Source organism: Clostridium tepidiprofundi DSM 19306 (genome assembly GCF_001594005.1).
GTDB lineage: Bacteria > Bacillota > Clostridia > Clostridiales > Clostridiaceae > Clostridium_AC > Clostridium_AC tepidiprofundi.
The window spans coordinates 23,854-36,135 of record NZ_LTBA01000025.1 but is presented as its reverse complement, the minus strand read 5'-3'; the positions used below and the strand labels follow the sequence as shown (position 1 = coordinate 36,135).

The following is a 12,282-nucleotide window of genomic DNA, read 5'->3' as shown; positions in this document are numbered from 1 at the left end:
CCAGCGTTCGTCCTGAGCCAGGATCAAACTCTCAATTTAAAAGTTTATCTTGCTCAAGCCATTACTGACTTTATTCTCTAAAGAATTACGAGTTTTTCTTACTTACTCTGTTTACTTTTCAAAGACCATTTTTCATCTTGCGATGACTTTTTTATATTATCAAATATTTTTGATTCTGTCAACATTTTTTTTAATTTTTTTGTTTCAATTCATTTAGATACAAAAGCTATCCGCTCTCATGTCTCAGCGTCTCTTTGCGAAACGACAAGATGTATTCTATCACACATATATTTTGTTATCATATTGCAATCCACTATTTAGGTTTAATTTATTTGCGTTTTCTTAAATATTCTTCGATTTACTCGTTATTTTAATTATTGATACACCAGGTGAAGTTTTATAGAATACAAATTCAGAGAATAGTGAACCTTAATTAGAGAATAGTGAATAGAGTATAAAGAATAGTAAAGGTTGAAATTGCTTCGCAATTTCTTAAAATAAGATTGCTAGTTGATAGTTGGACAGTTATCAGTTAGATAGTTAATTTCGAAATTACTGTGTAATTTCTTCAAATAAAATTACTAGTTGACCAGTTTGCTAGTGGCTAGTTAATGATGAAATCGTTATACGATTTCTTGAATGCAATGTGCTAGGTTGTCAATTACTAGTTACTAATCAGTTTCGAAATTACTACGTAATTTATTTAAATATATGCTAGTTTTCAAGTTACAAATCTGCACTAGCCCTCTAGCCCTCTAGCAAACTTATTTTAGCTCTTAGTACTTAAAACAGATACTGGTATACAGATGGCAAATCTGTACTGGAGACTGGAGACTAGAAATTGGAAACTAATAAATAGTTGCCAATCGCCAATCTCCAATCGCCAAAACAAATTGTGACTTTGATGAAAACTAATATAAGAATGCTAGTTTTCCAGTCGGCTAGTTACCAGCTAATGTTGAAATCGCTAAACGATTTCTTAAATGTATATAAAAACATTTGGTGATTATAAGTATATAGTAATCAAGTTACAAATCTGCACTAGCCCTCTAGCAAACTTATTTTAGCTCTTAGTACTTAAAACAGATACTGGTATACAGATGGCAAATCTGTACTGGAGACTGGAGACTAGAGAGTGGAAACTAGAAACTAACAGTCTAGCACTCTAGCCATCTTATAAACTAGCACACTTACTTTTTCTCTGGAACCTGTTTCTTTATTTCCTAGTGCCTTTTTTCTTCTACCACCTAATTCTTAGCCCCTTTTTCCCCATTAGAAAAGTCACAACCTCTAATAGAAATTGTGACTTTAACATGGATAATAATAACTTATTGTTTTTTTATTCAACGCTCTTATTTACTTTTGCCATTGCTACTACTGTTTCGCCCTCTGTTCTTCTCATCAATATAACTCCCATAGCACTTCTTCCAATGGTTGATATTTCTGATACACTAAACCTTATTATTATACCATTGCTATTTATAAGCATTATTTCATCATCATCATCTACTATATTAGCTCCTACTAAGTTTCCTCTCTTCTCAGATACTTTGTATGTTATTACACCTTTTCCACCTCTATGTCTGAGTGGATATTCAGACATTAATGTTTTCTTACCAAGCCCATTCTCAGTAACAACTAATAACGCTCCATCCTCTTTAACTACATCCATACCTATAACTAAATCGTCTTCTCTTAAGGTTATACCCTTAACCCCTGTAGCACTTCTACCCATAGCTCTTACATTCTGTTCTTTAAATCTTATGCAATATCCTTTTTTAGTAATCATGACAATTTCACTTTCGCCTGTCGTTACCTTTACTCCAATTAATTCATCATCTTCTCTTAAATTTAATGCAATCAAACCATTTTTTCTAATAGAAGAATACGCAGATAAAGCTGTTTTCTTAATCAACCCATTTTTAGTACCCATTATTAGATAACAATTTTCACTAAACTCTTTCAATGCTATTGCTGCTTGAATTTTTTCACCAGATTCTATAGGAATTAGATTTATTAAATTCAATCCTTTTGCTGTTCTACTTGCCTCAGGTATTTCATATCCTTTTAATACATATGCTTTTCCCTTATTAGTAAAAAATAAAATTTTATGATGCGTAGATGTAGTGAAAATATGTTCCACAAAATCATCTTCTTTTGTCATCATTCCTTTTATACCTTTTCCACCTCTTTTTTGAGATGAATATGTATCAACAGGAAGTCTTTTTATATATCCATTATGTGTAAGAGTAACAACAATTTGTTGTTTTTCTATTAAATTCTCTATATTTATGCTGCTATCTGTGTAAGTTAGATCTATTACTGTTCTTCTCTCATCATTAAACTTTGATTTTATTTCTAATAATTCATCTTTTATTGTCTTTAAAACCAATTCTTTGCTTTCTAGTATAGCTCTAAGTCCTTCTATTAGTTCCATTAATCCTTTATATTCTTCTTCAATTTTCTCTCTTTCCAATCCAGTTAATCTTTGAAGCTTCATATCAAGAATAGCTTGTGCTTGTTTTTCTGACAATCCAAAACTATTCATCAAACCTTCTCTAGCTTCTGAAGTTGTTTTAGCTGCTCTAATTAATTTAATAACAGCATCAATATTATCTAAAGCGATTCTTAATCCCTCTAAAATATGTGCTCTTGCCTGTGCTTTATTAAGTTCAAATTGAGTTCTCCTAACAATTATCTCTTCTTGAAACTCCAAATAATGTTTAAGCATTTGCTTTAGATTAAGTACTTTAGGTTCCCCATCTACTAGTGCCAACATAATAATACCAAATGTATCCTGCATTTTAGTATGCTTATATAATCTATTTAACACCACATTTGGATTAGCATCTTTCTTTAAATCTATTACTATCCTCATACCTTCTCTATCTGATTCATCTCTAAGGTCAGATATACCATCTATCTTTTTATTCTTAACCAAATCTGCTATTGATTGTATTAATCTAGCTTTATTAACTTGATACGGAAGTTCGGTAACAATAATTCTAGTCTTGTTTTTTATTTCCTCAATTTCAGTTTTTGCTCTTACTAAAACCTTTCCTCTTCCTGTTTTATAAGCACTTTCTATACCCGCTTTTCCTAATATTATACCTGCAGTTGGAAAATCAGGTCCCTTAATTTTAGTCATTAATTCGTCTATTGTAACCTCAGAATTTTCAATGAGCATAATTACCCCATCAATAACTTCTCCTAAATTATGAGGTGGAATATTAGTTGCCATTCCAACTGCTATTCCTGACGATCCATTAACTAAAAGATTAGGAAATCTAGATGGAAGAACTGAAGGTTCTTTTTCTTCACCATCAAAATTTGGTACAAAATCAACAGTATCTTTATTGATATCTCTTAGCATTTGCAATGTTATCTTAGACATTTTTGCTTCTGTATACCTCATTGCAGCAGCTGAATCTCCATCTACCGAACCAAAATTTCCGTGACCATCAACAAGCGTATATCTTATAGAAAAATCTTGTGCCATTCTAACTAATGCATCATAAACTGCAGTATCACCATGTGGATGATATTTACCTAATACATCCCCTACTATTCTAGCACATTTTCTATATCCTTTTTCAGGCGCTAAACCTAGCTCAAACATAGAATATAATATTCTTCTGTGTACTGGTTTTAATCCATCTCTAACATCAGGTAAAGCACGACTTACGATAACACTCATAGCATAATCTATATAAGACCTTTTCATTTCTTGTCTTATATCAACATTCAAAACCTTTCCAGTATTATTCATGTACTACACCTCTTTTAAAATATTTAGCTATACATCTAAATTTTGAACCTTCTTGGCATTTTCTTGAATAAATTCCCTTCTTGGTTCTACTTTATCTCCCATCAAAATTGTAAAAATTTCATCAGCAGCCATAGCATCTTCTACTGTAACCCTAAGCAATATCCTGTTTTCAGGATTCATTGTTGTTTCCCATAACTGCTCTGCATCCATTTCACCAAGACCTTTGTATCTTTGTATCTGAGTTTTATTATCTTTACCACCGATTTCATTTAATATTTTATTAAGTTCTTTATCGTCATAAGCATAATATTCTTTTTTATTCTTGAAAATTTTATATAATGGTGGCTGAGCTATATATATATGCCCTTTCTCTACAATTTCCTTCATGTATCTATAGAAAAACGTTAACAATAGAGTTGTTATATGTGCTCCATCCACATCAGCATCAGTCATTATAATTATTCTATTATACCTAATTTTATCAATTTCAAAATCTTTTCCTATTCCGGCACCTATTGCTGTAATCAAAGCTCTAATCTGCTCAGAACTCAATATTTTATCCAACCTTTGTTTTTCAATATTCATTATTTTACCTCTTAATGGTAAAATAGCTTGAAATTTTCTATTTCTTCCTTGTTTTGCTGAACCACCTGCAGAGTCTCCTTCGACAATATATATTTCACATTCCTCGGGATTTTTTGAAGAACAATCTGCTAATTTACCAGGCAATGAAGTACCTTCTAATACTGACTTTCTTCTAGTTAATTCTCTAGCTTTTCTTGCAGCTTCTCTAGCTCTTGCTGCATTTAATGCTTTATTAATTATTGTTTTAGAAATTTGAGGATTTTCTTGTAGAAATGAACTTAATTCTTCACTAAATATACTGTCAACAATTCCCCTAACTTCACTATTTCCAAGTTTAGTTTTTGTTTGTCCTTCGAATTGAGGATCTGTTAATTTAATAGAAATTACTGCAGTAAGTCCTTCTCTGATATCATCTCCAGAGAGATTTTTATCATTTTCTTTTAAAAATCCAAATTTCTTAGCATAATCATTTAAAACACGTGTTAACGCAGATTTAAATCCTGATAAGTGTGTTCCACCTTCTACCGTATCAATATTATTAGCAAACGAAAAAATATTTTCTGTGTATGAATCATTATATTGTAAAGCTATTTCCACAATATAGTCATTTTTTTTACCTTCGATGTATATAGGTTCTTTATGCAAATTCTCTCTATTTCTGTTTAGATACTCAACAAAAGATTTTATTCCGCCTTCATAATAAAATTCTTTTTTCTTTTCTTCATTTTCATGTTCAAACATAATTCTTATACCTTTGTTTAAAAAGGCAAGTTCTCTTAATCTCTGGGCTAATGTATCATAATCAAAATCTATTTCTTCAAATATCTCAGGATCTGGCTTAAAATATGTTTTTGTTCCATGTTCATCAGTTTCTCCTATACACTCTAAATCAGTTAAAACTTTACCTCTCGAATATTCTTGTCTCCATAATTTACCATCCCTAGCAACTTCAACAATACATTCTACCGATAAAGCATTTACAACTGATGCACCTACACCATGAAGCCCTCCTGATACCTTGTATCCACCTCCGCCAAATTTACCTCCAGCATGAAGTACCGTCATTATAACCTCAACGGTAGGTTTTTGCATTTTAGGATGAATACCTACAGGCATACCTCTACCATCATCTTTAACTGTTACGGAGTTATCTTTATGCACTATTATTTCAATATTTTTACAATATCCTGCAAGTGCTTCATCTATGCTATTATCAACAATTTCATATACAAGATGATGTAGTCCCCTTAAACTAGTACTACCTATATACATTCCAGGTCTTTTTCTAACAGCTTCCAGTCCTTCAAGTACCTGTATTTGAGTTTCATCGTAAACTTGACTATTATTCATGGGTATACCCTCCTAACTTCAATTAAGCATCATAATAAAACGTTTCCGTTCTCTTTTGCAATGTAGATGACGATATTGGTGATAAAAATATTTTGCTTTTTTTATCTACTTCTGCTAAAACAAATGATTTTGCTTTATCATTTGTTATCCTTTCCACAAATCCATCTTCTTCAGCCATTCTTAAAAATTGGCTTGTATCAGCACTATACATAGTTGATTCTATATCAAAAATACCAATTATATCCTTTACGGGAATCACAATATTTTCTCCCAAGTGTAAAAACATATACTCCCTCCTCATCAATATTCCATCTCTGTAATTGTACCGTTCTCAACATTGAAAAGCTTAGATGTATCATTTAAATGCTTTTTTATTTCTACTATTCCCGTACAAGTAATCAATGTTTGCACATTTTTTATAGAATTTAATACATATTTTTGCCTATCAATATCAAGTTCTGAAAGTACATCATCAAGTAGCAAAACTGGATAATCATTTGTTATCTTCTTAATCAATTCTAGAGAAGCAAATTTAATAGTCAATACTGCCGTTCTTTGCTGGCCTTGTGAACCAAATACTCTTGTATCAATACCATTAATCTCTATTAAAAAATCATCTCTATGCGGTCCAATCGATGTTACATTATTATCAATATCTTTTTTTCTATTCTTCAATAACAATTCTAAAAGATTATTCTCTATATCATCAAAATCTTTAATAGCCGTTATGTATTTAAATAAAATCTTCTCTTTTCCCGAAGTTATCTCTTCATGAATACAACTTCCCATAGAATTTAGGTTTTTGATATATTTTAATCTTTTTTGAATAATTTCACTTCCAAAATATCCGAGTTGTTTGTCATATATATCCAGTATTTCACTATTTAATTTTGACTTATTTATCTTTTTTATTGCTGCATTTCTTTCATTCAAGACTTTTTTATATTGAACAAGATTGTAAAAATATTTTTTACTCAACTTACACAATTCAATATCTACAAACCGCCTTCTGTTTAAGGGGGATCCCTTTACGATTGCTAAATCTTCAGGTGAGAATATAACTGTGTTTAAAGTTCCTATAAAATCAGCTAGCTTAGTTATCTTTATTGAATTGATGTTAATGCCTTTTTTACCTTTATCAAATATCTTTAATTCAATTTTTTTATCAAGTCTTTGTCTTGCAACATACGCTTTAATATATGCTTCTTTTTCGCCCCATTTAATAAGTTCTCTATCTTTATTTGTTCTATGTGATTTTGCTAAACTACAGTAGTAAAGTGATTCTAAAATATTTGTTTTTCCTTGAGCATTATTTCCGACAAATACATTTATATTTTCACTCAATTTTATATTTAAATTTTTGTAATTTCTAAAGTTAATTAATTGAAGTTCCTTTACATACATACAAACACCTATTCTAATTATAACATAAATGCTAATTTATTAATATCTAAAAAATATACTACTTCAATTCGTAATATGCAATGTTTATATTTAATACACATATATTTTGTATTAATGTTCACTATAAAAATTTCTACATGCTACATTTTTTCGTTGTACTATATATAATATATAATAAAAACTTAAATTACGAATTGAATATATACTATTTACATGAAGTTTAAACTATTTTGTATTCTTCACCATTGAATTCGACAATATCGTTCTTGTAAAGCTTTCTACCTCTTCTTATTTCTGTCTCACCATTAACTTTAATCAATCCATCTTTTATATATATCTTTGCTTCAGAACCTTGTGAAACAATATTTGCCCATTTCATAAACGAGTCTAGTTTAATAAACTCAGTATTAATTTTAATTTCAGTCATATATTTCACCTCTTTAGTTATTATTTGCTAATCTGACTGGTAACAATAGATACGTACAATTATCATTTTCTTTATTCTTAACTACACATGGACTTATACTACTAGAAAATTCCATAACTATTTCTTCTTCTTCCATTATTTTAAATACGTCAATTAAGTATTTTGAATTAAATGCAATTTTAACACTTTCCCCTTGCAAAATAATATTGACTTCTTCCCTTACTGTTCCCAATTGAGAATTAGATGTGACGATTATTGTATCATCCTTAATATCCAGTTTTACCAAATTATTGCTACCTTCTTTTCCAATAAGAGAAGCAATTTCTATGCTATTTAAAATTTCATTTTTTTTCACGATAGCTTTTAAATTATATTCATTAGGAATTATAGATTCATATTTGATAAATTCACCTTTTAGCAATATCGATAAAACTTTTGTATTACCTAGATTAAATAAAATATGATTAGGTGTAAAGGTAATATGTACAGGTTCATCAGATTCTTCTAGTATTTTAGCTACTTCATTTAAAGTCTTTCCAGGAATAACTGCATTAATAACATTATCGTTATCAATATTTTCAGTTCGTACAGCTACTCTGTAACCGTCTAATGCTACAAGATTTAATTTTTTATTTTTTACTTGGAATAGAACTCCTGTTAATATTGGTCTTGTTTCGTCTTGTGCTATTGCAAATATAGTTCCTTTTATCATATTTTTTAATAATTTTTGAGGTATAGAAAAAATCATATTTTCATTAATCTGTGGTGTTTTAGGATAATCAGCAGCATCCATGTGAATAAATGTTGCTGTTGATTTTAGGCATTTTATATTTATTGAATTATCGTCAATAGAGTGAATTTCTATTTGTGAATTAGGTAATTTTTTGATAATTTCACCAAACAATTTAGACTCAATTACAATAGAACCATCTTCTATTACGTCTGCATTGATTTTTGTTTCAATTGTTAGTTCTGTATTGGAACCTATGAGAATTAGTTTATTATTTTCTGCTTTTATTAATATACCTTCTAATATGGGCATTGTTGTTTTGTTTGTAATTGCTTTTTGTACTTTTGATATAGCTTCTTGTAATTCAGATTTTTCAACAAAGAATTTCATTGTGTATTACCTCCTTGTTAATAACTTTTTGTATTATATATAGATAAGGTTAATTAATTAAAAATAGTAGTAATAGTAATAGGGGCTGTGGATATGTGGAAAAGTGATCTAAAGCATTTAAAATCAATAAAAACAAAATAAAAATTATTGTGGATAAGTACAGTAGTTTTTATAATCTTTATCCACAATAATCAACAGGGTGTATATCATTAATATTTTATCCACAAGAAAAAAATATTTATTATCAACAAAAAGTGAACAACTCAATAATTATTCATTTTTTATTTTCTTGGTAAGTTCAGCGATTACATTCTTTAATGTTTCATCCTTTTTTATATTTTGAGATATTTTTTCATATGCATGGATTACTGTAGTATGGTCTCTTCCTCCAAATTCCTCACCTATTTTAGGAAGGGACATATCAGTTAATTTTCTACACAGATACATCGCAATTTGGCGAGGAAAAGCTATATTTCTTGTCCTTCTAGCTGACTTTAGATCTTCAACTTTTAAATTGTAGTAACTAGCTATTATGTCTTGAATGAGATCAACAGTAATTTGTTTAGAATATCTATTTGATATAATATCTTTTAATGCTTCAGTAGCTAAATCAACACTTATTTCTTTGTTGGTTAATGATGAATAAGCTACTATCCTTATTAGAGCTCCTTCAAGTTCACGTATGTTCGATTTTATTTTTGTAGCAACATAAACTAGTACTTCATTTGATATATTTAAATTTTCATTATCCGCTTTTTTCTTTAAAATAGCTATTCGTGTTTCAAAATCAGGAGGTTGAATATCAGCTATTAGTCCCCACTCAAATCTCGAACGAAGCCTATCTTCTAAAGTAGGAATCTCTTTTGGAGGACGATCACTAGATAAAATTATTTGTTTGTTAGCTTCGTACAATGTATTAAAAGTATGAAAAAATTCTTCTTGTGTTCTTTCTTTTCCAGCAATGAATTGTATATCGTCAATCAAGAGAACATCTACATTTCTGTATTTATTTCTGAAATCTTCATTTTTATCATCTTTAATTGAGTTTATTAATTCATTTGTAAATTTTTCAGAAGTAACATAAACGACTTTGCTACTAGGGTTATTTGAAAGAATATAATGACCTATTGCATGCATTAAATGAGTTTTTCCAAGTCCAACTCCTCCATATATGAATAGTGGATTATATGCTCTAGCTGGAGATTCTGCAACTGCTAAAGAGGCCGCATGAGCAAATCTGTTACTGTTCCCTATTACAAATGAGTTAAATGTATACTTAGGATTTAATGTTGAAGTAATTTCTTCAGAAACGGATATATTGCTATTTTTTATTTTGCTTTTATTCTTTGATGTTTTTTTTATATCAGGTTCATCTTCTGATTGAATATAAAATTCAATTGAATACTGTTTAGACGTAATTAATTTAGCAGCATTAATGATTAAACCTTTATATCTATTTTCTAAAATGTCTCGAGTAAAATTATTTGGTACGCTTAACTTTAATATATTGTTATCTATTTCAAGTGGAGTAATACTTTTAATCCATGTATTAAAGCTAACTTCAGTTAATTCGCCTTTGACAATATTAATGGTTTTTTCCCACATTTCATTTAGTTGGATACCCATTTCACATCCTCCAGTTCATGATTATATAAAAATAAAAATTAAGTTATTAACAGAATTATTAACAGTTTTAAAGCATACATTATTTTTGTTGACAACTATTGATAGAAATATTCACATGTTTATAATTTGTGGAAAATATTAATCAAAAAAAAATTATCAACAATAAAATTATTGTGATTATTCACAGTGTAAAAGTGAATATTACAATGAAATAAGTAAAAAATATAGAATATTAGGGAGAGTTATCAACAAATTTGTCCACAGGTTGTGAATAACTTTTAAAAACAACAATTTATTCACAGTTTATCTTAATAATATCAAAAGGTTAAAGCGTATTCAAGAAGTTATCCACAAAAAAAGATAAAAATATAAAAAAATATTAACAGAACAATGAAAATACTAGTCTTGACATTATGGTATCGTGAATATATAATTTAATAGTAATTGTATAATGTGTGGTAAAAGCCAGATGGTTTAACATAAGCAGAGTATATGATACCGAAGGGGGTGGATTTGAATGAAGATGACATATCAACCAAAAAAGAGACAAAGAAAAAAAGAGCATGGTTTTAGAAAAAGAATGAAAACTGCTTCTGGAAGAAATGTTTTAAGAAGAAGAAGATTAAAAGGAAGAAAAAGATTGACAGCATAAGGGCCGCTTTTTTGTGGCCTTTTTCTGCAGATGCAGGAAAAAGGAGTCCATTGGTTATGAATCAGAAAAAAAAATACAAATTAAGAAAGAATGCCGAGTTTAGAGTTGTATACAAGAAGGGTAAATCTTTTTCTAATAAATTTTTGGTTTTGTATATAAAAAGAAATGGTATGGGAATAAATAGAATAGGGATATCAGTTAGTAAAAAAGTTGGTAAGAGTGTTGTTAGAAGTAGAGTGAAGAGATTGATTTATGAAAGTTATAGATTAAATAATAGTAATTTAAAACAGGGATATGATTTGATAGTTATTGCTAGAACAACATGTAAGGAACAAAGCTTTTCAGTTATCGAAAAATCATTAATTAATTTATATAAAAAGGCAGGGTTAATCAATTGATAAAAAAACTTCTAATAGGTAGTATTAAATTTTATAGAAAGTTTATTTCTCCTATGAAACGACCAAGTTGTAGATTTTATCCTACTTGTTCGCAGTATGCCATAGAAGCTATTAGTAAATATGGAGCATTAAAGGGTGGAATTATGTCAATAAAAAGAATTTTGAGATGTCATCCTTTTAATCCCGGTGGATATGATCCTGTAAAATAAATTGCTTTTAGGAGGTTATTATTTTGAAGTTACAATTTTTAAGTGGGCCTATAGGACACTTTTTTGAGTTCTTGCAAAGCGGTGTCGCCAGTGTTATTCCTAATCCAAATATTTCTTATGGAATAACTATTATTCTTATGACGGCTATTATTAGAATTATTTTACTTCCGTTGAATATAAAACAGATAAAATCAACTGTTAAAATGAGCAAGATTCAACCAGAAATGAAAAAAATTCAAGATAAGTATAAGAATGATCCTCAAAAATCTCAACAGGAAATAATGAAATTATATAAAGAAAATGGAGTTAATCCTCTTGGTGGATGTTTACCTATGCTTATACAAATGCCAATCTTATTTGCTTTGTTTTATGTATTTAACAATTTGACTTTTATGTCTGGTAGTATGACTCAGCCAGCAGGATTCTTATGGTTAAATAGTTTAGCTAAGCCAGATCCATATTATATTTTACCTATTTTATCTACTGTTACAACTTATATTTCATCAAAATTAATGCAGCCTTCTAATGGTGACAGTGCCCAAGCAAAACAAACATCCACAATGAACAGCGTTATGGCTATAGTATTTGGATTTATGAGTATAAAATTTAGATCTGCTTTGGTATTGTATTGGGTAATAAATAACTTATTCCAAATTGCTCAGACTATATGGATGCAAAAGGTTGAAAAACGTAGAGATGCTAAGGCTTAGATATATTTTGAAAGCGTTCATTTTGGAAGGTG

At 29.2% G+C, this 12,282-nt stretch carries 11 protein-coding genes; 4 read left to right on the top strand and 7 right to left on the bottom strand.

Annotated elements, in window-relative coordinates; all coding sequences use genetic code 11:
- Positions 1 to 1,339: 1,339 nt before the first annotated feature.
- From gyrA to dnaA, 7 genes are all read right to left on the bottom strand, one after another.
- Complete coding sequence (gene gyrA, locus CLTEP_RS09710) at positions 1,340 to 3,769, bottom strand: DNA gyrase subunit A (RefSeq protein ID WP_066826163.1); 2,430 nt, start codon at positions 3,767 to 3,769, stop codon at positions 1,340 to 1,342.
- Positions 3,770 to 3,796: 27 nt separating this feature from the next.
- Positions 3,797 to 5,704, bottom strand: a complete 1,908-nt coding sequence (gene gyrB / locus CLTEP_RS09705) for a DNA topoisomerase (ATP-hydrolyzing) subunit B (RefSeq protein WP_066826160.1) — start codon at positions 5,702 to 5,704, stop codon at positions 3,797 to 3,799.
- Positions 5,705 to 5,726: 22 nt separating this feature from the next.
- Positions 5,727 to 5,990, bottom strand: coding sequence for an extracellular matrix regulator RemB (remB, locus tag CLTEP_RS09700; protein WP_066826154.1), 264 nt, complete (start codon positions 5,988 to 5,990; stop codon positions 5,727 to 5,729).
- A 14-nt stretch (positions 5,991 to 6,004) separates the two neighbouring features.
- Positions 6,005 to 7,108: a DNA replication/repair protein RecF gene (recF, locus tag CLTEP_RS09695; RefSeq protein ID WP_066826151.1), complete on the bottom strand. Its 1,104-nt coding sequence runs from the start codon at positions 7,106 to 7,108 to the stop codon at positions 6,005 to 6,007.
- Positions 7,109 to 7,328: 220 nt separating this feature from the next.
- A complete protein-coding gene (gene yaaA / locus CLTEP_RS09690) occupies positions 7,329 to 7,535 on the bottom strand; it encodes a S4 domain-containing protein YaaA (protein WP_066826148.1) in 207 nt (68 codons plus the stop codon).
- A 13-nt stretch (positions 7,536 to 7,548) separates the two neighbouring features.
- The gene (dnaN, locus tag CLTEP_RS09685; protein ID WP_066826145.1) at positions 7,549 to 8,655 is read right to left on the bottom strand and encodes a DNA polymerase III subunit beta; all 1,107 of its coding nucleotides are present in this window, start codon (positions 8,653 to 8,655) and stop codon (positions 7,549 to 7,551) included.
- Positions 8,656 to 8,925: 270 nt separating this feature from the next.
- Entirely contained in the window at positions 8,926 to 10,281 is a 1,356-nt protein-coding gene (dnaA, locus tag CLTEP_RS09680; RefSeq protein ID WP_066826142.1) for a chromosomal replication initiator protein DnaA, read from the bottom strand.
- Positions 10,282 to 10,798: 517 nt separating this feature from the next.
- On the opposite strand from dnaA, the gene rpmH reads away from it, so the two are divergent.
- Genes rpmH through yidC form a run of 4 tightly spaced genes read left to right on the top strand, consistent with a single transcriptional unit; the run spans position 10,799 to position 12,250 of the window.
- Positions 10,799 to 10,933 carry a 50S ribosomal protein L34 gene (rpmH, locus tag CLTEP_RS09675; RefSeq protein WP_066826125.1) on the top strand — a complete coding sequence of 45 codons (135 nt, stop codon included), beginning with the start codon at positions 10,799 to 10,801 and terminating at the stop codon, positions 10,931 to 10,933.
- Between the two features lie 56 nt (positions 10,934 to 10,989).
- The gene (rnpA, locus tag CLTEP_RS09670) at positions 10,990 to 11,331 is read left to right on the top strand and encodes a ribonuclease P protein component (protein ID WP_066826171.1); all 342 of its coding nucleotides are present in this window, start codon (positions 10,990 to 10,992) and stop codon (positions 11,329 to 11,331) included.
- On the top strand, positions 11,331 to 11,540 hold the full coding sequence (gene yidD, locus CLTEP_RS09665) for a membrane protein insertion efficiency factor YidD (protein ID WP_066826169.1): 210 nt from the start codon (positions 11,331 to 11,333) through the stop codon (positions 11,538 to 11,540). The genes rnpA and yidD overlap by 1 nt, the downstream gene beginning before the upstream one ends.
- Before the next feature lie 23 nt (positions 11,541 to 11,563).
- Positions 11,564 to 12,250, top strand: coding sequence for a membrane protein insertase YidC (gene yidC / locus CLTEP_RS09660; protein ID WP_066826121.1), 687 nt, complete (start codon positions 11,564 to 11,566; stop codon positions 12,248 to 12,250).
- The last annotated feature ends 32 nt before the right edge of the window (positions 12,251 to 12,282 follow it).